Below are 25,481 nucleotides of genomic sequence, written 5' to 3' on the forward strand. Positions count from 1 at the left end.
TACATCCCTTACAACCAATTTCCAATTAGAATGAAGGCTGACCAGAAGGCTGGATGGGACGTTCTGCCCTGCGATCGAATTAACTCGATTTGTGCAGCTTGCAGGGCTTTGGCTCTGGATAATTGCTCGTTGAACAAGCCTTCGTAGAACTGTGAGATCAGTTGGGCAGTTGCCTGGTCGTTGACGGCCCAGAGAGAGGCTAACACACTCCTGGCTCCGGCTTGAGCTGCAATTCCAGCCAATCCCAGGGCTGCCCGATCGTCTCCTGTGGCAGTCTGGCAGGCACTGAGAACCAATAATTCCACTGGATTTTGGAGGCTGGTGCTGCGGATTAAATCGTCTAGGTCAGTGATAGTCAGCTTTTGGGTGTCTTGATTCGGATCAAAGCCAGAAACGAGAAATGCCTCTTCGGCTTCAAAGCTAAACTGGCCGTGGGTGGCAATATGAATCACGGGATAGGTGTTGGTTTCTAGGGCTTGCTGCAACCGATCGCGGGTGAAGTTTTGATCCCGTAACTCTAAACTGTTGGGCAGAATGGAAGTGACGGCCCGTAGTTCTGAATCGACATAGTTCAACTGAGGGAAAATCCGATCGTCTACGGTGGCTGGTTTTGTCAGTCCGAGGGCAAGGGCCCGTAATTGCCGTCGATTCAGGGGGGCAAAATTGGTCAGGTTTAAGCTGGGCGTGGTGGTAACAGCGTACCGTTCCACTAAAAACTGGTTGCCATCGTAGAGTGCTGTCATGGGCACACTGCGGAAAATACCATCCTGGACAAAGACCAGCGTTTGGACATTGCGTTCATCTAGCAGTGCCTCAAAGGGACGAATCAACCAGTTGTAAAGCTGGGTGGCCAGGGTAGGGTCGTAGCCGCCCAGGGCAGCCGGTACCGCATCCCGCGATCGATCGAGTCCTTTCCGATATTCGTTAATGGTATCAACGATCGTTTCTCGGCTCAGATCATTCCCCTGCTGATCTCGAACCCATTCAAATTTCTGTTGAATTTGCTGGTTCTCATCCTGAATGCTAACAATCACTGCGGTGCGATCGTTCAAAATCACGGTACTGAATACGGCGGCCGTTGGATCGGTTTGGACTAACTGCATCCCATCATCACTTAAGGAAACCAGAACACAGTCATTACCAAAGTAATTTTGCAGTTCCGCTAATCTGAGCGAGTCAATGGTAGTCAGTACCCGATTAATGTTGGCATTCCTGTCGGTTAAAGGGATTAAAACTGAGGTTGGTTCCTGGGCAAGGCGCAAACCAACCACCTCCCGATACAGAGGTTCGATCGTATCTCGAAAGTCGAACCGGACTTCCGGGTTGGCAATCAGAATATCTTCACTGAGGATGTCCAGGGTGGCAATGGACTGATCATAAGCGCGAATAGCATCCTGCGTTTGTCCTTTCGCTTTTAAGATGCGTCCCGCTTGCCATTGCCACAGGTAAAGTCCATCTCGCGTCTGTAAGGATTGATCGGCAATCAGTTGCGCCTGATGGGTCAGTTGTAATGCCCGTTCGTATTCACCAGCGCATTCATACCAGTGTCCTAACTCACCCAGAGCAAAGGATTCTGCCCGTGGATTTTGAATGGTTTTAGCGATCGATACGGATGCTTCTAAAAAGGATTTTGCTGGCTCAGAAGGAGACATACAGCGAGGTTGAAAACCCGTTAATCCGATCCGGGCATCCCGATTAGATTGTAATCGCGCTAAGGTAATGGCTGAACTGACTTTCTCCTGGGAATTGGGCAACTGTTCCCAGAGCGATCGGGCGGTTTGGAGCTGCGTTTCTGCTTCCTGGATCTCTCCTAAACGGTAAGCGGCCGGAATGCTACTGAGACGGGCGCGGAGCTGGCTGGAAAGGTCGTCCGTTGATTGGGCTAGCTGGGTACTTTGCTGCAAGTACTCCAGGGCAGTGCGGTCATGGGCTTGAGCGGCTTCACGGGAAATTCTAGCCTGCTGTGGTTGCTCGCTCTCCTCAGCAAAGCTGGCCCGTCGATAATCTACCTGTGCCAACGTCAGATAGATTTGTCCGAGATGGTGGGTGGCAGAAATTTGATAGGGCAAATGCTCCAGGTCTTGCGCAATTCTGAGACTGTGTTCGGTTAAGTCAATCGCCTGCTGATACTGTCCCTGCAATCGATAGACATCCCCTAAACTCCCCAAGGCTGCCGCTTCTCCCAACCGATCGCCGAGGGACTGGGCAATTCCCACCGCACTGCTTGCCTCGCAGGATGGATTCAAGCTGTTGCGATTAGATGCTCCACAGAGTAAGTCGATCGCCTGCTGGTATTGTCCATTCCGGGTGTAAGCCTGGGCCCATTCGGTGGCAATGCGTCCCACTTGTTGGGGTTGATTCAACTGACGGTAAAGCTGAATGGCTTGCTCCCAATGGCGAATTTCCAGATCGGTTTGCCCCAATGCCTGATAGGCCCTTGCCAGGTTCTCCAAAACGATCGCGGCATGGCTGAGATTTCCCTCGGCTCGATATCGTTCCAGGGCTTGCGTCCAGACTGCGATCGCCTCCGAAAACGCCCCTTGCTGATACTGTTCCACGCCCTGCTGCACCAGGTGGGCAGGGGAATCGCCATTCTCTGTAGAAGCATGGGTTTGAGCAGTAGATCTTGGCGGCTCTGGCAGGTTGGCCATCCCAGCAGGCTGCCCAACCCAAAGGCAAAGCGTCAGGCTGAGAACAAACAACATCCCCAGCGATCGGCGTTTGGAATGATGCAACCCCGCAGCAAGCCTTTTGAGAACACGAAATCGATCGATCACGAGTTTACTCCAACCATTCCGTTGTTGATTCACGTCAATTTATGGTTAACGATTAAAACGAATTAATATTAAATGATTAATATCAGCCTAAGTTAAGAACAATTAAAGCATATACCCATTACCCATCCTCCCATAGCCTACCAGAACAGCTCAAGATTCCACCTATCCTTCAAAACTTTTTTACTTTAAAGGTTCATCCTGGATGACATGAATCTATTCTGCTATGGTGCGGGTGGGCGATGGGGCTGAAGTAAGGAGCTGGGTGGAGAACTGGTGAAGCAAATGCCTGATGCGATAGAGAATCCGGCTTGGAAGTGTTCAATTTGAACCAAAGCCATCATTGATTCCCGCTTAACCTTTTGATTGATATTTCTCAATATATGCTGCGTTGTTTGGGGCAAATGTTCCTTTCTGGATTCAGAATACGGTTAAGGGTTGGGTTCTACATTCCATCTATCTGCCGATCGCCTGATTGAAAATGGCAGTAGCGTTGGCAGAAACCTACAAAATTTAAAGATTTTGCCCTATTCATCTCCAGCAAATTAGGCGATGATTTTTCGTAACTCTATATTGATAAGTCCGATATTGATCACCCTATATTTAAGTTGAGGCAACCTCTATGCACTGGCGCGATCGGTTGTGTCCCTTTGGATTGGTTAGTGTAACGACGTTGGCAGGATGGGCTTTGGGGCTGCCTGGGATGGCTCAACCTGTGCCGGATGGTTCGCTGGGAGTGGAGCGATCGGAAGTGATTCCCCTGGGTGGGTCAAGTTTTGATATTGGTGGGGGAGCATCTCGCGGAGCCAATCTGTTTCACAGCTTCCAGGAGTTTGGGGTGGAGAATGGCGGCAGTGTTTATTTCCTCAATCCAGTCGGGATTGAAAACATTCTCAGTCGGGTAACGGGGAATAATCCATCCAATATTTTGGGTTCGTTGGGTGTTCGGGGTGGTGCCAATCTATTTTTGATGAATCCTAATGGCATTGTGTTTGGCCCGAATGCTCGATTAGATGTGCAAGGCTCTTTTGCAGCGACGACGGCAGATGCGATCGGCTTTGGGGAGCAGGGGGTGTTTAGTGCGATCGATCCTCAAGTTCCACCGTTGTTGACGGTGAATCCTTCTGCGTTCTTCTTTAACCAGATAGCTGCTCAACCTATTACTCAAATTGGTCCTCCCAATCAAACTAACGCAGCAGGTTACATTGAAGGGTTACGGGTACCAGATGGCAGAAGTTTGCTCTTGTTGGGAGGACAGATCAATATTCAGGATGGTAGGCTACGTGCTTCGGGTGGCAGGCTGGAATTGGGCGGAGTCGCAAGGACGGGTGCAGTCGGATTGGAAATCAACGGTAATCAACTGAGCCTGAACTTTCCTAGAGATCTCGATCGGGCAGATATTTCTATCACAGGATTAGCTGATATTGATGTCACTGGCGGTGGTGGTGGTGGCATTACGATGTATGCTCGAAATCTCAACATTTTGGATGGAAGTGACGTTTGTGCAGGAATTGGACCCACAGCAAGCTGTGGAAGTCAAACTTCAAATTTCGGAACTGTCGATAGTCAAGCAGGTGACATTGTTCTGGATGCGCAAGGAACGATTAGAATTGCTGATTCAGTTAGCGAAGTAACAAATAGTGTGAATAATGAATCGCTCGGCAATGGTGGTAATGTTTTTGTGCAAGCAGATTCCTTATTTCTGACTAATGCTGGACAAATTAGGGCTAGCGTTTTTGGACAGGGAAATGCTGGGAATATTATTATCGATGTTCGCAATCAAATAGTGCTAGCTGGTACTAGTACAGAAAACGTACGTAGCGGGATATTCAGTACCATAGTGCCCCGGGGGATAGGTAATGGAGGCAACATCGAAATTACGACTGATTCGTTATCACTAAGAGATGGAGGAATAATCAACGCTGGTACCTTTGGGCGATGGGGAACTGCTGGGAATGTCAACATTTATGCTCGTGGGGATATTTCACTCGATGGTATGAATAGGAGTAGAACGTCCCCTAGCGGTATCTTCAGCACAATGGAGGGAACTAGGGGACAAAGCGGAGATATCCGTATTTTTGCTAGCTCTCTCTCGTTTACGGGTGGTGCTCAACTGGTCACTCGCACCTTTGGGGAAGGAAATGCAGGAAATGTCTTTGTTTGGGCAACTGATTCGCTTTCGTTCAGGGGTCGAGTTCCTGGTTTTACTAGGGAAGGCGAACGCGATGTCTTTTCCTCCGGTATCCTTACCGATAACATTAGTGGACAGGGCAATGCGGGTGTGATTGACATTGCAGCTGATTCTATATCCATATCTGCTGGGGCTCAATTGACCAATATTACCTTTGGAGAAGGGGATGCAAGCCGGATAAATATCCAAGCCGATCGAATTTCAATCAATGGCACTGGGCCAGAAATTCCAGAGGGACGCGCACCAAGCGGTGCTTTCAGTCAGGTAGGGCGAAGGCGTGTTGTAGGGGGCGATGGACGGGGCGACGGGGGGCAGATCGATGTCACTACAAGGCTTCTATCTCTTACCAATGGAGGACTATTAAGCACTAGTACATTCGCACAGGGTAATGCAGGTGATATTATTGTTCGTGCCGATCGCATCTCAATTGACGGTATAAGTATTGATGGAAGATTTCCCAGTGGAATTTTTAGTAGTGTCAGTCAGGGAGCGATTGGTAATGGTGGAAATATTCAAGTTGTTACTCGGTTATTATTGCTGACGAATGGAGGACAAATTAACGCCAGCACCTTCGAACAGGGTAGCGCAGGGAACATATTCATTCATGCCCATGATCACATCTTGCTCGACGGTGTCAGTTCAAATAGGCAGTTTCAGAGTGGCGTTTTCAGTGCTGTGGAGCAAGGTGCTGTAGGTAGAGGAGGAAATATCACTATTAATGCTACCGATCTTAGTCTTACTGATAGAGCTAGTATTTCAGCAGCGAGTCAAGCGATAGGAGAAGCAGGCAACATCCGTATTCAGCTGGATAGACACTTCAGTTCGACCGATAGTACAGTTGTTACCGCAGCAGAGCAATCCTTTGGCGGGAACATCACCTTGCAAGCCAGCGACATTCGTTTGTTTGGAGACAGTGATATTTTGACCAATAGCGCGATCGATGGCGGGAACATCACCCTGCGAGCAAACTCGATTCTGGCGTTCGGAGATAGCGACATCATTGCTGCTGCCGGACAGCGAGGTGGAGACATCACCTTAGATACTCCGGTTTTCTTTGGGGAAGGATTCATCCCCGATTCTGCCACTGCTGATCCAGATACATTAGATGGAAACGATCGCGTCGATATTAATGCCAGTGGACAGATCAGCTCTGGTAACATTTCGATTCCGGATACGAGTTTTGTGCAGGATAGTTTAGCCGACCTTCCCGAAAGTGCGATCGATACTGAATCACTCATCGCCTCAAGTTGTGTGGTACGGAGTCAGGAGACAGAAGGGACGTTTATTATCACGGGTAGAGGAGGCTTACCGGAACGACCAGGGGATGGAGGACGATCGGTTTATGCAACGGGAGAAGTGCGATCGATTCCTGAAACCAGTCAAACCTCCTGGCAGATGGGAGATCCGATCGTGGAGCCGCAGGGATTGTATCAGTTGGAAGATGGGCGAATGGTGTTGAGCCAGGAATGTGATTAGGATGGTGAGTTGAATCTGTGCTGGGTTGACTGGGCAGGTAAGATGTTCAGCTCACAAGAGTAGTAGGTGCGATCGGTTGGTTGAATGGGCGGGCAAGATGCCCACCCCACAAGAGTTTGTTGACTGGGCGGGCAAGATGCCCACCCCACAAGAGTTTGTTGACTGGGCGGGCAGGATGCCTACCCCACAAGAGTTTGTTGATTGGGCAGGCAGGATGCCCACCCCACAAGAGTGGTAGGGGGGTGATGCCGCTGATTGGCTCAATTATGACTTGCCAAAAAGTAGCGGAATACGCTTGTGTTTGCCCAACGTATCCGCTATGCTGTTGCGATGCTGGTTGTTTCTACCCAGAAGGAGCCAGTGAACCAAACCCGCTTAAGGTGAGGTGTAGCGCTGATTAGGGAAGCGCCAACGACCCTAACCAGCTAACCTAACTTCTGACGACCCAGAAAGTCAGGCTGTCTGATTGTAGATCATGCTGTCTATTTTCGGCTGTCCTGCTGATGAACGACGATGTTTGGGGGGCTGTCTCTCGGCACTCCCCACACCTTAAGCCTTTCTTCCCTTAATACGCATCAGCGAGGAACTAAATATGTCTTCAGAGTTCAACGAACTACTGCCCGTCGCTCAGGATGAACGGGTACAGGTTTGGATTATCGGCACCCGCGATCAGGTCATCTTCACCATGAACGAATTCTATGTGCGCCGGATTGCCACCGATCGGGTTCAGTTCACCCCGATTATTCCGGCTCCCTTTGCCACCGGAAAATACATGACGGTTCTGGTGCGATAATTTCTCTGCCTGAACAGCAAGGGGGATTCACGAATCCTGAACAAGGCGATTCACGAATCCTGAACAAGGGCGATTCACGAATCGCCCCTACCAAATTACCTATTGTCTTATCATTCTTGCTTGTGGGGTGGGCATCTTGCCCGCCCAGTCAACCATCTTGTGGGGTGGGCATCTTGCCCGCCCATTAATTGCCTACTGAGTTACACACGCCCAATTGCCATAGGAATCAATACAGCAAGTCGTAATGTAGTAACCATTCGTGTAATATTCGCAGTAATATCCTTGAGCCATCAACTCTTCCGATGCGGATTCATCAAGGCTTGCTTCCATCTCTTCGATCGGAGCAACGGTCGTTGTCGTGATCGTAGACTCAATCTGTTCTGGTCGAGTCGTTACTGCTCGAACATCGGAAGTTACTGAAGCAGTCATCGAACCAAACGTTAGGGTACTTAGAATAGCCAGAGCAATATGTTTTTTCATGGTGTTTCTCCATCAGGTAAAAGAAGGAACGCTGGGAGGAACGGGTTCAGTAGCAGCAGTGCTTAAGGTGATATCCTGTCCTCTTGATTTACAGCATAGGGAAATGGTGTAGTGAATTCATTCCCCTTTTCCGCCCATTCGCTTGCGGTTTTCTGCACCGGGTTTGCACCCCCTCAGCGATCGCACCTCAACCTGCAAACTATGTCTATATGTCTAAAAGTTCCTGAAATTTAAGAATCTTGTCCTGTCTCTCCTAAACGCCATCACTTAAGCGATGATTTTTAAGGTTCTTACGTTCAAGCTGCTTTTATGCAAACCTGGCGCGATCGCATTTCTTCCTTTGGTTTTGTTGGTGCATTGACAATTGCTGGATTTGGATTATGGCAGACCACCCTTCCTCTGCAAACGATCGCCCAACCGATACCAGATGAGACTTTGGGAAACGAGCGATCGCAGGTGTTTCAAGCCGGAGAAACGCTATTTGGCATTGACGGCGGAGCGACCCGCGGAACCAATCTGTTTCACAGCTTTCAAGACTTTAATGTGGATAACGGCAATGCGGTCTATTTCATCAATCCGGCTGGCATTGAAAATATCCTCAGTCGCGTCACAGGGAATAATCCCTCCAACATCCTTGGCACATTAGGCGTATTTGGTGGTGATGCCAACCTGTTTTTCATGAACCCCAATGGGATTGTTTTTGGCCCCAATGCCCGTTTAGATGTACAAGGCTCTTTTATTGCCACCACCGCAGATGCGATCGGCTTTGGCAATCAAGGAACGTTTAGTGCGATCGATCCTCAGGCTCCGCCGCTATTGACCGTGAATCCCTCTGCATTCTTTTTTAACCAGATCTCGCCTAATGCTTTAGTCAATCAATCTCAAGTGCCAGTGGGGACAAGTCCAAATGGCTCGAATTTATTTGGGCTGCGAGTGCCGGATGGGGAAAGCCTGCTGTTTGTAGGTGGCGATATCCGGCTGGAGGGTGGCGGATTGGTCGCGCAAGGCGGACGGGTGGAGTTGGGTGGGCTGGTAGAACCCGGCAGAATTGGGTTGGATGGAACCAATGCGGGTTTGCGTCTCATTTTTCCAGAGGGAACGAATCGATCGAATGTCTCGCTGACGAATGATGCGCGAGTTGGAGTACGGGGCACAGGTGGCGGAAATATTGTGGTTTATGCCGATCGGCTGGATGCAGTGGACGGCGGGCGACTGGTGGCGGGAACTGAAGGAGATAGCAATGCTGGCGATCTTTTCATCGATGCAAACCAGGTGAATTTATCTGGAATTGGAGCCAGTGATATTCAATCTGGCTTTTACAACACGCAGGCAGGTTTTTCCGGAGATTCTGGCAATGCCGGTACAATCACCATCGAAACCGGAACATTGAATGCTGGAGAGGGGTCACTGATCTCAGCCTTAACGTTTGCTGATGGTAATGCGGGAACGGTAAACATTACGGCACGAGAATCGGTTTCGTTTAATGGTGGCGATCTGTTCACTGCGGTTCAAACTGGTGCGATCGGCAATGCTGGCAATATCAACATCAATGCTGGATCAGTATCCATTACCAATCGATCGCAGTTTGACACCAGCACCCTTGGTCAAGGGAATGCGGGAAGCATTAATATTACAGCCCGTGATGGGCTGCTTCTGGATAATGCCATCCTCTTTAGCGAGGTGGGCACGGCAGGAATCGGCGATGGGGGTGACATCATCATTAATGCTGGATCAGTCACACTGAACAATTCAAGGTTTATCAGCAGCACCCTTGGTCAAGGCAACGCGGGAAGCATTAACATCACAGCCCGCGACGCAGTGATATTCGACAATGCGATCCTCTTCAGCGATGGAGAGGCGACGGGAATTGGCGATGGGGGTGACATCATCATTAATGCTGGCTCGGTATCGTTCAAGAATGGTTCACAACTTGTATCCAGCACATTGGGGCAGGGGAATGCAGGCAATACTAATGTGACTGCCAGTGGAGCCGTTACTTTAGATAATGCGTCCTTTTTTAGCCGAGTTAGAGAAGATGCGATCGGCAATAGCGGCAACATTACGATCAATGCCGGGGCACTTGCTCTGGTCAATGGAGCACAACTCATCAACAACGTATTAGGACAGGGGAATGCTGGAAATGTTCGGTTAAACGTCCTGGATACGGTCACGCTTAACCGTGGATCGGTCTTTAGCGATGTGACTGCTGGCGCGATCGGCAATAGTGGCGATATCAACATCAATGCTGAATCCGTGTTACTAACGAATGACTCTCGCTTGAGAGCTAGTAACTCTGGACAGGGAGATGCCGGAAATGTCACTGTCACTGTCCGTGATAGTATTTCGTTGCTGGATCAAGCTTTTATCACAAGCAATATCATTGGGCAGGGAAATGCTGGAGATGTTCGGCTCAATGCTGGCAACAGGATTTCTCTCATTGGAGAAACCGCAACAATCATTACGGGTATTGGTACAGACGGAATTGGTAATCCCGGAAATATTATTATTACAACAGGCTCATTGTCTGTCACCGATCAGGCTCAACTTGCTGCCAGTGCCCTCGGACAAGGGAATGGAGGAAGCATTCAAATTACCGCCCGTGAGAATGTCTTGTTTGCCAGACGTGGCAATGCGACCACCTCAACAGTCGCAACAGCACAGGGGAATGCTGGAGATATTACCATCAGAGCAGGGTCACTAACCCTAACCGATGACGCGGGATTAGGGGCGAATCCACGGGGACAGGGCAATGCAGGAAATATTATTCTTACGGTGGACGATACCATCACCCTGAGCAACAGGAGCTTTGTGTCAACCTTTGTTGGAACCGACGCTGTAGGCAATGGTGGAGATATCATCCTCTCTACGGGTTCTCTTTTAGTGGGTAATGAATCGGGATTTGGCACGTTTACTGCTGGACAGGGCAATGCGGGAAACATTGAAATTACTGCCCGTGACGTGGTTTCCTTTACAGGAAGACTGGCAGCAGCCAACACGGCTGCATTTGCAAACGCGATCGGCAATGGTGGCGACATCACAATTACCACGGGATCACTGTTGATCAACGGTGGTCAGCTTACCACTGCAACCAGTGGGCAGGGCAATGCCGGAAACGTTACAGTGAATGTGCGGGAGAACATTTCGATTACCAACGGCGGGAATATTTTTAGCAGCACAACCAGTACGGCGATCGGCGATGCAGGTGACATTCAACTTACGGGCAACAACATTCGGGTTCTCCGAGGAGGGCTACTTGCTACTGCTACAGCGGGACAAGGACGGGCAGGTAATGTGGTCATTGAAGCAACCGATCGCGTTTTATTCAATGAAGCTGGGAGCGATGCGATCACTGGTGTTCTGAGTTCAGTGGCATCAACAGGAATAGGTAGAGGTGGAGATATCACGATTTCCGCTCGATCGGTTTCTGCCCTCAATGGGACGCAATTCGGAGCGATTACCTCAGGGCAGGGTGATGCAGGGAATATCACCATCAATGCCACTGATACCGTCACGTTTAGCGGGCGAAGTCGCCAGTTTTTTAGTGGAGCCTTCAGCACCGTTCAAGACAATGCCAGAGGGGATGCCCAAACAATTCGGATCAACACAGGAACCCTTTCGGTTATGGATGGAGCCAGGGTCAGTGCCAGTACCTTAGCACGAGGCAACGCCGGAAACCTGATTATTAATGCGCGAGATGCTGTAATTGTAGACGGCACAACCACTGAAGGATTTTCTACAGGCTTGTTCACCTCCACCTCCGAAAATGCGATCGGCTCTGGGGGAACCATTCGCATCAATACCAGTCAGTTTCGCGTATCCAACGGGGCCGTTGTAAATGCTCAAACCCAGAACCGATCGCGGGGTGGCAACATTGAAGTGAATGCTAATACTGCTGAACTCACCGATGGCGGACAGTTGATTACTACGACCAGCAGTTCAGGTCAAGCTGGCAATATTACAATTAACGCCGATCGCATTCGCCTCTCTGGTGCTGACTCAACCTTTGCCCAACGAATTGAAGAGTTTGGCAGAGGACAAACCGCTAATGAAGGCAACGGTGAAAGTGGACTGTTTGCCAACACTCGGATCGATGCTACTGGGGCAGGAGGTCGCATCAGACTCAACACAACCAATCTTCAGCTAACCGATCGCGCCCGCATCTCTGCCCAAAGTGAAGGCTCTGGAAGTGCAGGAGGGATAACAATTAATGCTAGAGGGAATGTATCACTGAGCGATCGCGCCATCATCTCCACCCAGAGCCAGGGAGAGAATGCCCCAGCCGGAGATATTCAAATTACCGTCGGTAACACCTTCTCGGCAACCGATAGTGACATCACCACATCAGCGGCTAATGCTTCTGGCGGCAATATCACCCTGCAAGCCAGCGACATTCGTTTGTTTGGAGACAGTGATATTTTGACCAATAGCGCGATCGATGGGGGCAACATCACTCTACGGGCTAACTCAATTCTGGCCTTCGGAGACAGTGACATCATCGCCGCAGCCGGAGAGCGAGGGGGCAACATCACCTTAGATACTCCGGTTTTCTTTGGATCAGGATTCACACCGGATTCTGCTAATGCTGATCCAGACACATTAGACGGAAACGATCGCGTCGATATTAATGCCAGTGGACAGATCAGCTCTGGTAACATTTCGATTCCGGATACGAGTTTTGTACAGGATAGTTTAGCCGACCTCCCCGAAAGTGCGATCGATACTGAATCACTCATCGCCTCAAGTTGTGTGGTACGGAGCCAGGAGACAGAAGGGAGATTTATTATCACAGGTCGAGGAGGGTTGCCGGAACGACCGGGAGAAGGAGGACGATCGGTTTATGCGACGGGAGAGGTGCGATCGATTCCTGAAACCAGTCAAACCGCCTGGCAGATGGGAGATCCGATCGTGGAGCCGCAGGGGTTGTATCAGTTGGAAGATGGACGAATGGTGTTGAGTCGAGAATGCGACTGAAAATGGTGGGAAAGGCTCTCTTCAGACGCTTGCTGCCGCCTCATAAAATTTACATAAAGAAATCAAATTCTGAGGTTTTTTCCGATACTCTATAGCTTGAATACTTGCTAGTTGCGACATACTTGTACTATTGTCCTGCATTTTCCTTGAGCTTTAAGTTTTTGCTCTTTGTTCGACCGCTGATATAGGTGCTCTGTCTAAATTTAAATTCTTAACTAAAAGTGGGTGATCTTACCTTTCGATCGCTGCTCTTGCCTGGAGCAACGGCTACAGTTTTTCTGTGGTTCACTTCGGCTGGATTGGCTCAACCTTTGCCAGGGGAAACGATTCCACCAGAGTCTCCTGGAACTGCCCAATCCATCGATCTGGTTCCCGATCCGTCCGAGGCTCCGCCTCCCTTGCCCGTCATTCCCCCTGCCCCACCCCCTGACCCTCAACTTCAGGTTCCCGATGTAGATCTGCCACCCCTTGATCCACTGATTACGCCTGTCTTTTGGCTGGAGGAAGTGCAGGTTCTGGGGAGTACGGTTTTACAGGATGAGATTGCTGCCCTGGTGAGCGAGTATGAGCAGCGAGAGGTGACTTTTGAAGAACTGCTGGAACTGCGATCGCGGATTACCCAGCTTTATATTGACAACGGCTACATTACCTCTGGGGCGTTTTTGCCGACGGGGCAGAATGTGGGCGATCGGGTGGTGCGGATTCAGGTGGTAGAGGGAGAGCTAGAGGCGATCGAGGTCTGTATGCTGTCGCCTGGGGCGGCAAGGGAATTGCTGACAGCTCCAGGGGACGATTCATCCAGCCAGAATCCTGAAGAGGTTCAGTCCCAGTCGCCCGTTTCTCCCCGTTGTGGTTCGGCTCATTTGCGGGAAGGTTATGTCCGCAGTCGGCTCAACTTGGCAGCAACTACTCCCGTTAATCAATCCAATCTGGAAGAGGCACTACAACTGCTGCAACTTGATCCGCTGATTGCCCAGGTGAATGCGGAACTGACGGCAGGTCAGGTGCCAGGACAAAATTTGTTGCGGGTGCAGGTGCAGGAAGCTCCGGCGTTTCGGGCGGGGATTGGGGCGGATAATTATCAGTCCCCCAGTATTGGTTCGGCTCAGGCGACTTTGACCATTGGGCATGATAATGTTTTTGGGTTTGGCGATCGCATCTTTGCTCAGTATGGGCGTACGGATGGGCTAAATTCCTATGGAGCAGGATACGCCTTTCCAATCAACGCGATGGATGGGACGGTGCAGTTTCGCTACAGCCGGGATGAAAGTGAGATTGTCCAAGATCCGTTCCAGGATATTGGGATTCGTAGTGAATCGGAGACTTTTTCCCTTAGCTTTCGCCAGCCGATCGTCCGCCGACCGACGACGGAGTTTGCCCTGGGATTAGGAATGGATATTCGCCGCAGTCAAACTTTTATTTTGGATGATATTCCGTTTTCCTTTTCGGAGGGGCCGGACAATGGCCGATCGAATGTGACGGCGATTCGCTTTTCTCAGGACTGGGTCGATCGCAGTACTACTAGAGTTTTGGCGGCTCGATCGCAGTTCAGCTTTGGCATTGATGCCTTTGATGCCACGACGAACGATTTGGGGATTGATGGGCGATTTTTTACCTGGTTAGGACAGTTTCAGTATGTGCAGCAGGTTGCGCCAAACGGGACGCTGTTTTTGGCTCGTGTGGATACGCAACTGAGTCCAGATGGGCTGCTACCCCTAGAGCAATTTGCGATCGGCGGAGCAGGGACGGTGCGGGGCTATCGCCAGAATCAGATTGTGACTGACAACGGGATTTTGGGTGGGCTGGAGTTTCGGATTCCGATTTTTGCCGATGATCCGCAACGGCTGCAACTAACTCCGTTTGTGGATGCGGGTTATGGCTGGAATAATGTGCTGCCTGACCCAGAACAGGCGATTGTTAGTGTGGGGTTGGGGGTACGCTGGCAGGTGATTCCCAATTTGTTTGTCCGGGTGGATTATGGAATTCCGCTGGTGTCGATTCCAAATCGGGGGAATTCGTTGCAGGAAAATGGCTTGTCGCTATCGATTCGCTATCAACCGTTTTAACGTTTCATCTTTGGGCTAATTCCTATGAACCTCTGGCACGATCGGTTTTATCCTTTTGGCTTGGTTGGTGTAATGACGTTGGCAGGATGGGCTGTGGGGCTGCCTGGGATGGCTCAACCTGTGCCGGATGGTTCGTTGGGTGCGGAGCGATCGGAAGTGGTTGGCGGTGGAGGAAATTTTGGGATTGTGGGTGGAGCGACCCGCGGAGCTAATCTGTTTCACAGCTTTCAGGAGTTTAATGTAGACAATGGTGGGAGTGTCTATTTTCTTAATCCAGCCGGGATTGAAAATATTCTCAGTCGTGTAACAGGAAACAATCCATCGGCCATTCTCGGTACATTGGGGGTATTTGGTGGCAATGCCAATCTATTTTTGATGAATCCGAATGGCATCGTGTTTGGCCCGAATGCTCGCTTAGATGTACAAGGTTCTTTTGTGGCAACGACGGCAGATGCGATCGGCTTTGGGGAGCAGGGGGTGTTTAGTGCGATCGATCCTCAAGTTCCACCGTTGTTGACGGTGAATCCTTCTGCGTTCTTCTTTAACCAGATAGCTGCTCAACCTATTACTCAAATTGGTCCTCCCAATCAAACTAACGCAGCAGGTTACATTGAAGGGTTACGGGTACCAGATGGCAGAAGTTTGCTCTTGTTGGGAGGACAGATCAATATTCAGGATGGTAGGCTACGTGCTTCGGGTGGCAGGCTGGAATTGGGCGGAGTCGCAAGGACGGGTGCAGTCGGATTGGAAATCAACGGTAATCAACTGAGCCTGAACTTTCCTAGAGATCTCGATCGGGCAGATATTTCTATCACAGGATTAGCTGATATTGATGTCACTGGCGGTGGTGGTGGTGGCATTACGATGTATGCTCGAAACCTCAACATTTTGGATGGAAGTGATGTTTGTGCAGGAATTGGGCCTTCAGATAATTGCGGTAGTCAAACTTCAAATTTCGGAACTGTCGGTAGTCAAGCAGGTGATATCGTTCTGGATGCTCAAGGAACGATTAGAGCGGCTACCACTGCTGATCGGATCAGGATTGAAAATGCTGTTAATGTCAATGCGATTGGGAATGCCGGAGATATTATCATTCAAGGCAGTTCGTTATTGTTAGAGGGTGATAGCCAAGTTATTTCGGTTATGGAAGGGCAGGGCAATTCTGGGGATGTCAGCATTCACGTTCGCGATCGACTGGTGCTTGAGGGTATAGATCGTAGAGGAGCCTATTTATCTACCCAAACGGGAGGACGAGGGAATGCTGGGGATATTCGCATTCGTGCTCGTGATGTCCGACTCAGTGGTGCCAGTGTGATTTTCAGTGGCATCTCGGCGGGTGGAATTGGACGAGGAGGAGATATTGAGATCCAGTCTGATTCACTTTCTCTCACAGGGGGTTCACAAATTGGTGCTACAGTGATTCGACCAGGTAGAGACGAGCAAGGAAACCCGCGTTCCGGTGGACGAGGAGCAGGAGGGAGTATTCGGCTTATTGTTTCTGATTCAATTATCCTTTCTGGCACTAATCCCATTGCTGGGTTTTCTAGTGGGATTTTTGCGTTCACGGAAAGAGGCGCATTAGGGCGAGGTGGAGAGATCTTGATCGAAACAGATGACTTGCGAATTGCTAGGGGTGCTGTAGTGGGGGCCAGTACAGCCAATCGAGGAAATGCCGGTGTTATTACTATTAATGTTAGGGACTTAGAAGTGATCGATGGCGGGCAAATTGTGTCTGCAACTCGTAATCGTGGTAGAGCAGGTGGAATTCGACTGCATGTTACGGATAGCCTTTCGCTTTCGGGTATTGATCCAAACTTTGAAGAGCGATGGGAGCGGGCAGAGCGATATGTTCGAATCTCAGGAACATCTGAAGACCCCACCAATATTTCTGATGTTGGTAGTGTAGATGATGTTGTGACTAGCGAAGGGGACGCAAGTGGCATTTTTACCACTGCAAATGAGTCTTCCACAGGCAGAGGCGGCACTATTGCGCTGAACACTATCAACCTCAACCTCTCTGATGGAGCAATGATCTCAGCCCAAAGTGCGGGGAGGGGGCGATCGGGAAACATCAACATTACGATGACTGGAAATCTGAGAATGATAGATGGTGATATTCTTGCCAGTGCTCAAGAATCGGCAGGTGGCAGAATTCGCATTGCAGCCGCAGATATTTTCCTCAATGGTACGAGCAACATTCGTACTGATGTATCACGCGGTGGAGAGAATGCGGGTAGTATTGATATTACTGCTAATGCCGTTTATTTGCGTGATGATAGCAACATTCGTACTAATGTAGGTGGACAGGGCACTGGGGGTAATATCACCGTCAATGCTGATTTTATTGTGGCTTTTGATGATAGTGACATTTTGGCTTATTCTGCCGGTGGTTCGGGAGGAAATATTACGCTTCCCGTTTTCTTTGGCGAAAATTATTTTGAAGATGATATTTCTAATGAGGGTCTTACTCAGGCAGAACTAGAGGGCTTGAATCGAAATGGACAAGTAGATATCAATGCCAGTGGACAGATTAGCTCTGGTAACATTTTGATTCCCGATACCAGCTTTGTGCAGGATAGTTTAGCCGACCTCCCGGAAAGTGCGATCGACACTGAATCACTCATCGCCTCAAGCTGTGTGGTACGGAGCCAGGAGACAGAAGGGAGATTTATTATCACAGGTCGAGGAGGGTTGCCGGAACGACCGGGAGAGGTCGGGCGATCGGTTTATGCAACGGGAGAGGTGCGATCGATTCCTGAATCCAGCGAACAAAGTTGGCAGATGGGAGACCCGATCGTGGAGCCGCAGGGGTTGTATCAGTTGGAGGATGGGCGAATGGTGTTGAGCCAGGAATGTGATTAGGATGGTGAGTTGAATTTGCGCTGGGTTGACTGGGTGGGTAAGATGTTCATCTCACAAGAAGTTTGTTGAGGAAACAGACATGGGAACCCACCCTTAACCCCTCCCAGGAGGGGAAATTCTAGAGAACCTTTCCTCAACCAGGAAAATGTCCATCAAATCCCCTCTTGGGAGGGGCAGGGGTGGGTTAATCTTCATCCCATTACAACAGTGGGATGCTTCCTTGATTCCTTTCCCTCATCCAACCATGACTTGCCAAAAAAGTAGCGGAATACGCTTGTGTTTGCCAAAGGTATCCGCTATGCTGTTGCGATGCTGGTTGTTTCTACCCAGGAGCAGTCAGTGAACCAAACCCGCTTAAGGTGAGGTGTAGCGCTGATTAGGGAAGTTCCCAGCAACCCTAACCAGCTAACCTAACTTCTGAAGTGACCAGAAAGTCAGGCTGTCTGATTGTATCCGTACACAGGGTAAAGCAGAAAGAGTGAGCGATGTGAGGGTAAGTCTGCTAGGCTAAAACGCATGGAATCCCCGAATGCCTTTTTAAGCGAAATTTCAGCAGAGGACTGGGCCAACACACCGGAGAGTGTCAAGCAGTTGGTGCAGCGTCTATTGGAGCGTATTGAGGCATTAGAGGCAGGCCAGCAAGCGTTACAAGAGCAAATTCAGCGCAATTCCAAAAACTCCTCGCAACCGCCTTCGCAAGACCCTCCGAAGGGATTCAAGGCTACCCCGAAAAGAAAAGTGGGAAAGCGCGAGGCGGACAACCGGGACATCCGGGACATTCGCAGGAACTTTACCCGCCGGAACAATGTACGCGCATTGAGGATCACTACCCTGAGGTGTGTTGCGAATGTGGACATCGCTTGAGAGGGAAAGATGCCAATCCGCAACGGTGTCAGATCGTAGATTTGCCACCGTTACAACCGATTGTTTTGGAACATCGCTTTCATGCGTTGGAGTGCCCCCAGTGTGGGGTAAGCAGCCGTGCCTATGATGGCGAGATTGTGGATGGTTGTCGCTATGGGGAAAGGCTGTGTGCATTAGTCGCACTGTTGAGTGGAGAGTATCGTCAAAGTCACCGGATGGTGGTGCGGCTGTTGAGTGAATTGTTTGAGATTCCCATCTCCGTGGGCAGTGTCGGACGCTTGCGGCAACAGATGAGTGAAGCGATTGAGCAACCCGTCGAAGCGGTTCATCGCTATGTGCAGCAGCAACCCGTTGTTGGGATAGATGAAACGAGTTTGCCTCAGGGTAACGCCGATGGGAACAATGGCAAGGGGAAGCGAGGCTGGTTGTGGGTGATGGTAACCCCGTTGGTGTGCTATTTCCAGGTGGCGTTAAGCCGCTCTCAAGCCACCGCTCAAAGCATCTTAGGAACTGATTTTGCTGGGATTGTCAACAGCGACCGCTACAGTGCTTACAACTGGTTAAACTTGCAATGGCGACAATTGTGTTGGGCGCATCTGAAACGCGATTTCACCAAAATTGCCGAACGGGGTGGGGTGAGCCAGACCTTGGGAGAGCAACTTCTCCAACAGCAAGAGAAATTATTTGAGTTATGGCATCGGGTGCGAGATGGAACCTTAGCACGCCCCCAATGGATAGAAGCCGTAGCACCCATTCGACAACGGGTGAAAGCACTGTTGGAAGAAGGAGCGGCTTACCCAATTGGGACCAGAGAAAAGACACCTTTGGCAAAGACGGTGCGAACCTGTCAGCAGTTACTCAAAGTAGAACCTGCTTTATGGTTATTCGTCACAACCGTTGGAGTAGAGCCAACCAATAATGCAGCAGAACAGGCGATTCGTCCAGCAGTGTTGTGGCGACGCTGTAGCTATGGCTCCCAAAGTGAGGCAGGCAGTTTGTTTGTCGGACGAATGATGACGGTTGTAGCAACGCTGCGGCGGCAAAATCGCCATGTCCTCGATTATCTCACCGATGCTTGCTATGCCAAGCGTCGGGGCTTGCCTGCCCCTTCTTTACTTCCGCTTCCCGACCTACAGCGATCCTCCTGACTACCTTGCTAACCCTGTGTACGGATACGTCTGATTGTAGATCATGCTGTCTATTTTCGGCTGCTCTGCTGATAAACGACGATGTTTGGGGGGCTGTCTCTCGGCACTCCCCACACCTTGAGCCTTTCTTCCCTTAATACGCATCAGCGAGGAACTAAATATGTCTTCAGAGTTCAATGAACTGCTGCCCGTCGCGCAAGATGAACGGGTACAGATTTGGATTATCGGCACCCGCGATCAGGTCATCTTCACCATGAACGAATTCTACGTGCGCCGGATTGCCACCGATCGCGTCCAGTTCACCCCGATTATTCCTGCTCCCTTTGCAACCGGAAAATACATGACCGTTCTGGTACGATAATTTCTCTTCCTGAACAGCAAGGGCGATTCACGAATCCTGAACAAGGGCGATTCACGAATCGCCCCTACTCTTGTGGGGTGGGCATCTTGCCTGCCCATTCAATGTCTTTAACGATTCCGTCCTTTGACATGAGCCATCACCATATCCGTTTCTAACTCATTCGCCAGATAACTCAACGCCTTGCAGCGTAACATGATCAACTGTTCGTAGAAGGGATTCAGCTTACAGAGGGGAGGAATATCCAGCAGTAGGCGATCGAAGAGGTAAATCTTGTGTTCAAAGGGACATCGGGCTGGAATGAGTTTGCAAATCCGTTGTGCAGTCTGCACATCCAGGATTTCGATCGACTCCAGCCATTGCCGTAACTGATAAAAAGGATTGCATTGAGCCACTAAAGGTAAGGATTTCATAGAGCCTCCGCATCATACTTTTAAGGGCCTATCCGAAAACCCATTAGAGTATTGGGAATCTAAAACCCTGGCAGGGTTCTCGGACAGGTTTTAAGAACAAAAGGTTTAAATATGTCGCCTCAGAACTTTAGCAAACAGGTCTCCGGGAATTGCACCCTCAACCTTATCTACGATCGCTCCATTTTTGAAAATGAGCACAGTAGGAACACTATCTACCCCGTATTGAATCGAAGTATTCGGATCATCTTCCAGGTTGATCTGAATACTCCGAATTTCATCCTTAAACTGTTCCGCCATGTCATTCATGACCGATGAAAACAGTTCACAGGGTTTGCAACCTCGCGCCCAGAAATGCAGCAGGACGGGAACCGGACTATCCTGAATCTGCTGCATTAACTGTTGATCGACCTGCAACAATTGACTGACGATTTCAACAAAATCGCTGGAGCCATTGATCAATGAGGTGGATGGGGTTGTCGTCGGAACGGGACTGGCAATGAAGAACAGCTCACCTTTGTTAAATGACGGGGATGAACCGTTTAGCAGAATCCTGACGCAGGTAGATAAATTGAGCGATCGAACCATTTGAAGAGATTGAATCGCATCGTAGGGAATTTCGTAGAACGGAGCCTGCTCGTAGCGACTGGGTAAAGTGGAAGCAATGGTACTCACGGTCTGCACATCATCTACACAAGGCTGAGGTTCTAAAATCAACCGCTGATTCGTGATATGACAAAGACATTGCAACATGGACTTAGGCTTGTACCCAAACCGCTGTTTCTCTGCCTCTGTGATCAGGAATGAGAAATATTGTTGTTCACCCGGATGAAGTTGGGTGGCTTGGACGTGAGCGGGGCTGTAGGATTCGATCGGTTTTAACATCAACATAGGGATAACTCCGGGGGTTAGAAATTTTTACTTCAATTCAGCTTGTTCAAACCATACCAATTTGGGTTCAGGATTACATTCTGTCTTTCGGCAATTGAAATGGCTGATGTTGGATATCTGAGTTGCTGAAAACTGCCTTGACAGGGAAGGGGTGTTGAGCAAAAAAATAAACGCGATCGGGTCGTTTCAAGTAGGGGCGAAGCATTTGCGGTGAGACGTATTGCTCAGGAGAACAATTTTTATGCAAATGCTTCGCCCCTACAAACGGTTGCGGCCCATCTGATCGATTCATTTACCATTCACCTTGACAGGGCTGGCACTGCCCACCCTACGGTTGAGAGGATTTGGGGATGCTGGGCGATGTCCACTCTACAGGTCTGTGAATAATCTGGCTCGTCTCAGCAGGGATTGCAGGAACGTTTCCTCCTTAGAAATAATGCTGGCGGTTGCTTCCATGCCAGGTTGAATTCGGCATTCTCGATTGCCTCTGGTCAGTACCGTTTGATCGGGTTGAATGGACACTTCAAACGATCGATTCTCTGAGCCATTGCCCTGGGTATTGCTTCCCGTTCCGCTGGCTTCTCCTCCAGAACCAGCATCTGGAGCCACCGCAGTAACCACCCCTTGTAGGGTGCCGTAATCAGGATATGGGCAGGCATTGACGCGCACTCTGGCACTCTGTCCAACGTTGACTTGATCAATATCCTGATTCGCTACCATCGCCCGAATTACCAACGGAGCCTCATTGGGTGCGATTTGGGCAATACTATCCCCCGATCGCACGACTTGATTGGGATTTGACAAATTCAGCCTGAAGATAACTCCATCGCCCGTGGCTCGAATCACGCTATTGTCTAAGTCCCGTTCCGTTTGTTTGAGCTGGGTTTGCTCCCGAATCAGTTGGGTCTGGATTTCTGACTGCCGTTGGAGGAGGGCTTCCCGCTCTTTCTGCAAATTGGCGATCGTCACTTCCCCACGGGCGATTTGTTGGGATACTTCCTTCTGGGCAATATCTACGCTGGCATTCGTGGGGTTCAGTAAGGCCCGGATCGTTCTAATCGGGCCTCGGCAGTGCGAACGGCTGTCTCCTTTTCCTGAAGCTGAAGGTCAGATATGGCTCCAGACTGGGCCAGTTGCCGATAGCGTTCTCGTTCATCGATCGCCAGTTCCAGGGCTGCTTCTGCCTCCGCAAAGTCTGCCTGACTTGTGAGCTGTCGTTCTTCATATTCCCGCTGGTTGCGTCGAATGTCTGCTTCTGCGGCGGACACAGCTCCTTCGATCGATCGAGACTCAGCCAGAATTTGATTGTCAATCAGTCGGATCTGGGCCTGTAACTGATCCAACTGAAGCTGGTTTTGCTGAATGCTGCCCTGAAGTTGAGTGCGCTCAATTTGATGGCGTGTGTCATCCAGATAGGCAATTACATCTCCCTCACGGACAGATTGATTCTCTTCCACCTGAATCTGCCGGACGGTTCCTTCTAATTCTGACTGTACGACTCGCAATTCTCCAGCCGGACGCACCGTTGCTGCACCATTGACCACGACGTTGTACTTTACAACCGATGCAAATGCGACTGCACAACCGATCGCGCCTACGAGGAATAGTCCTCCATAGGAAGTAAAGCGACTCATGGATGGCAGGAATTCATCCGCTTTAATAATTGGAATGGCATCAGCTACAAGTAGAGGAGTAGAATCAGATTGTTTGGAGGCATCAATGTTAGGCTTGGACTGAATGCTGTTGACCATGATGATTTTCCTTGAGGACGTTCGGAATTAATGCGTTTGTGAACTGAAATAGGACAATAGGGGAGATAGTCTTCGGATGGTGTTACTTTGGTGACTGGGCGAACAAGATGCCTACCCCACAAGAGCATAAGAAATGAGTAGGTTGGGTTGAGGGACGAAACCCAACACAAATTCGTTGAGTCCATCCCCTGTCGCTTGAATCGGAAACCCAACCACAGTCAAACATCTTCTAACATCCGATCGCCTGTCTATCATCTCCATAGAGGGCATCGAGTTGATGATTCACCTGGGCTAAAATGTCTTCCCGTGGCCCCTGCAATTTCACCTGTCCTTGCTCCAGTAGCAGAATCCAGTCAGCTCGATTGATCACACTGGGACGATGGCTGATCAGAAGCGTCGTTTTGCCCTGACGGTGTTGCAACAGGCGATCGAATACGGTAGTCTCGCTGGCGGCATCCAATCCAGAGGTAGACTCATCCAGGATCAGAATCGGCGGGTCAGTGACTAAGGCGCGGGCAATGGCGAGTCGTTGGCGTTGTCCTCCAGATAGGTTGGTGGCGAATTCGCCCAGGATAGTCTGGTACTTGTTGGGGAACTGGCTGATAAACTCATCGGCTCCGGCAATCTGGCAGGCGGTGACGATTTGCTCAAAGCTGAGGTTAGGATCGGCGAGGCGGAAGTTTTCTAAAATCGATCGATTCCAGAAGTGGGGATCCTGGGGAACTAACACGACCTGGCGACGCACACTCTCCAGGGATAAGTCCTGCTGGTTGTACAGCCCAAAGCGGATATTGCCTGCCTGCACGGGGTAGAATCCGGCGAGGAGTTTGGCCAGGGTGCTTTTGCCGCAGCCCGACTGACCCAGAATTGCAACGGACTGTCCACCGGGAATCTTGACGGAGAAGTTACTGAGGAGATTGTCGCGGTTGGAATAGCTAAAGTCGATGTTGTTGCAAAGAATTTCAGCATCGGGGGCAATCTTAGCGGCAGGCTTTTTCGCGTCTTCCTGTTCCTCTGGGACGGCATGGGTAATTTCGGTTAACCGCTGCATGGCGGCCCGCATCCGGGTAAATTCATCGACAAAGTTAATGATGCTGTTGATGAAGTAGAGGAAGTTGTCGTTCATCGCCTTAAAGGCGAGGAGTTGTCCGACGCTGAGTTGCTCGGCAGGATCAATTACCAGATTGCCGCCGAACCACAGGAGGGCGATGCTGCCCACGCCAGACACCATTCCAGCAAAGGAACTGTTTAAGATACCAATTTGATTGGTGCGTAAGCTCAAGTTTCCCAGATGGCTGTAGCGACGTTGAAATTCCTGCCAGAACTGGGGTGCAGCGGTCATGGTTTTGAAGGCCAGGCCCCTTTGAAGGTTTCGACCAAAACCCCCTGGTTTTCGCTATCTGCCACCAGTAATGCCTGGGTCTTGCGACGGAGCATGGGCTGGAGGACGATCGCGCAGAAGGTCATGGAGACGGCAATGATCAGGGCTAGAATCGACAGTTTCCAGCTATAGAACAGCATCAGGGCGGCTGACAGAATGGCGACGAAGGCCTGGCTGGGGAGGGTGACGATGACCTGGGAAACGAGCTGATTCAATTGCTGAATGTCCTGAAGACGGCTGACGATCTCACCACTGCGTCGCGCTTCGTAATAGCTGAGGGGCAGGTAGAGCAATCGTTTGCAGAACTCCAGGATCAGCCCTAACTCTAATCGTTGGGCGAAATGGGCAATCAGATTAGCCTGAATCCACTCCAGACTATTACTCACTACGGTCATTAGAATGACTGCGATCGCGACGGTATGGAGCAACTTCAAGTCACCCCGAATCAGAACGTCGTCGGTCAAGATTTGCAGCAGAATTGGCGAAGCGAGGGAGAGCAGTCCTACGAATAGATTAAGTAATACAGCCTGACCTAGAATTCCCTTGTAGGCGAGGATTCGTTGAAAGAAGCGTCCAAATCCCTGCTGGGGGCGATCGGTTGTGTCCTGGACTTCCTGACCAAAACGGTTGGGATCAGGTTCGAGCAGCAGCATGACCCAGTCGATCCAACCCTCTGCTAATTCGGTGGCGGACAATCGCCGCACGCCAAGGGCCGGATCAACCACGATGTACTGTTTGCCTTGCTTACCATACAGTACGACCCAGTGATTGCCTTTCCAGTGCAGGATGGCGGGCAGGGGGGCTTCGTTGATGCGATTCAAGACATCGGGAGAGGCTTTGACGGGGCGGGTGTTGAACCCAAGCTGTTCTGCGCCCTGCTGGAGTCCCCACAGGTTGGTGCCGTTCTGCCCGGTGCCAACCATTTCTCGAATCCGGGAGAGTCGAAGCTTTAAACCGTGATGGCGGGCGATCGAGGCTAAACAGGCGGCTCCGCAATCTTCTTCGCTAACTTGCTGGACAAAAGGGTATCGCATGGCATCCAACCTTGTACTACGACTCCAACTG

12 protein-coding genes and 2 pseudogenes are annotated in these 25,481 nt (G+C 50.3%); 7 read left to right on the forward strand and 7 right to left on the reverse strand.

Annotated elements, in window-relative coordinates; all coding sequences use genetic code 11:
* Positions 1 to 8: 8 nt before the first annotated feature.
* Positions 9 to 2,810: a CHAT domain-containing protein gene (locus ACM1PF_RS08170; RefSeq protein WP_416673920.1), complete on the reverse strand. Its 2,802-nt coding sequence runs from the start codon at positions 2,808 to 2,810 to the stop codon at positions 9 to 11.
* Between the two features lie 586 nt (positions 2,811 to 3,396).
* On the opposite strand from ACM1PF_RS08170, the gene ACM1PF_RS08175 reads away from it, so the two are divergent.
* Together ACM1PF_RS08175 and ACM1PF_RS08180 are read left to right on the forward strand one after the other, a co-directional pair.
* Positions 3,397 to 6,441: a two-partner secretion domain-containing protein gene (locus ACM1PF_RS08175; RefSeq protein ID WP_416673921.1), complete on the forward strand. Its 3,045-nt coding sequence runs from the start codon at positions 3,397 to 3,399 to the stop codon at positions 6,439 to 6,441.
* A gap of 592 nt (positions 6,442 to 7,033) precedes the next feature.
* Positions 7,034 to 7,234, forward strand: coding sequence for a hypothetical protein (locus tag ACM1PF_RS08180; protein ID WP_416668673.1), 201 nt, complete (start codon positions 7,034 to 7,036; stop codon positions 7,232 to 7,234).
* A gap of 192 nt (positions 7,235 to 7,426) precedes the next feature.
* On the opposite strand, the gene ACM1PF_RS08185 is transcribed toward ACM1PF_RS08180, so the two are convergent.
* Complete coding sequence (locus ACM1PF_RS08185; RefSeq protein WP_416673922.1) at positions 7,427 to 7,714, reverse strand: hypothetical protein; 288 nt, start codon at positions 7,712 to 7,714, stop codon at positions 7,427 to 7,429.
* A 309-nt stretch (positions 7,715 to 8,023) separates the two neighbouring features.
* On the opposite strand from ACM1PF_RS08185, the gene ACM1PF_RS08190 reads away from it, so the two are divergent.
* From ACM1PF_RS08190 to ACM1PF_RS08210, 5 genes and pseudogenes are all read left to right on the forward strand, one after another.
* Positions 8,024 to 12,685: a beta strand repeat-containing protein gene (locus ACM1PF_RS08190; protein ID WP_416673923.1), complete on the forward strand. Its 4,662-nt coding sequence runs from the start codon at positions 8,024 to 8,026 to the stop codon at positions 12,683 to 12,685.
* Positions 12,686 to 12,906: 221 nt separating this feature from the next.
* On the forward strand, positions 12,907 to 14,751 hold the full coding sequence (locus tag ACM1PF_RS08195; RefSeq protein WP_416673924.1) for a ShlB/FhaC/HecB family hemolysin secretion/activation protein: 1,845 nt from the start codon (positions 12,907 to 12,909) through the stop codon (positions 14,749 to 14,751).
* A 24-nt stretch (positions 14,752 to 14,775) separates the two neighbouring features.
* The gene (locus ACM1PF_RS08200) at positions 14,776 to 17,613 is read left to right on the forward strand and encodes a two-partner secretion domain-containing protein (protein ID WP_416673926.1); all 2,838 of its coding nucleotides are present in this window, start codon (positions 14,776 to 14,778) and stop codon (positions 17,611 to 17,613) included.
* Between the two features lie 516 nt (positions 17,614 to 18,129).
* Positions 18,130 to 19,625 (forward strand): annotated as a pseudogene (tnpC, locus tag ACM1PF_RS08205) (IS66 family transposase).
* A 160-nt stretch (positions 19,626 to 19,785) separates the two neighbouring features.
* Complete coding sequence (locus tag ACM1PF_RS08210) at positions 19,786 to 19,986, forward strand: hypothetical protein (RefSeq protein WP_416673928.1); 201 nt, start codon at positions 19,786 to 19,788, stop codon at positions 19,984 to 19,986.
* A gap of 107 nt (positions 19,987 to 20,093) precedes the next feature.
* Here ACM1PF_RS08210 and ACM1PF_RS08215 read toward each other — a convergent pair whose 3' ends face one another.
* The 5 genes and pseudogenes from ACM1PF_RS08215 to ACM1PF_RS08235 all read right to left on the reverse strand — a co-directional run bounded on the left by ACM1PF_RS08215 (position 20,094) and on the right by ACM1PF_RS08235 (position 25,450).
* Positions 20,094 to 20,396, reverse strand: coding sequence for a Mo-dependent nitrogenase C-terminal domain-containing protein (locus ACM1PF_RS08215; protein WP_416673929.1), 303 nt, complete (start codon positions 20,394 to 20,396; stop codon positions 20,094 to 20,096).
* 105 nt (positions 20,397 to 20,501) lie between these two features.
* On the reverse strand, positions 20,502 to 21,284 hold the full coding sequence (locus ACM1PF_RS08220) for a thioredoxin family protein (protein WP_416673930.1): 783 nt from the start codon (positions 21,282 to 21,284) through the stop codon (positions 20,502 to 20,504).
* Positions 21,285 to 21,653: 369 nt separating this feature from the next.
* Entirely contained in the window at positions 21,654 to 22,253 is a 600-nt protein-coding gene (locus ACM1PF_RS08225) for an HlyD family efflux transporter periplasmic adaptor subunit (RefSeq protein WP_416673931.1), read from the reverse strand.
* A gap of 65 nt (positions 22,254 to 22,318) precedes the next feature.
* The gene (locus ACM1PF_RS08230; RefSeq protein WP_416673932.1) at positions 22,319 to 23,035 is read right to left on the reverse strand and encodes a biotin/lipoyl-binding protein; all 717 of its coding nucleotides are present in this window, start codon (positions 23,033 to 23,035) and stop codon (positions 22,319 to 22,321) included.
* A 229-nt stretch (positions 23,036 to 23,264) separates the two neighbouring features.
* Positions 23,265 to 25,450 (reverse strand): annotated as a pseudogene (locus ACM1PF_RS08235) (peptidase domain-containing ABC transporter).
* Positions 25,451 to 25,481: the final 31 nt, after the last annotated feature.

The organism is Egbenema bharatensis FJBBOT/2019 (genome assembly GCF_048077055.1).
Taxonomy (GTDB): Bacteria; Cyanobacteriota; Cyanobacteriia; order Elainellales; family Elainellaceae; genus Egbenema; species Egbenema bharatensis.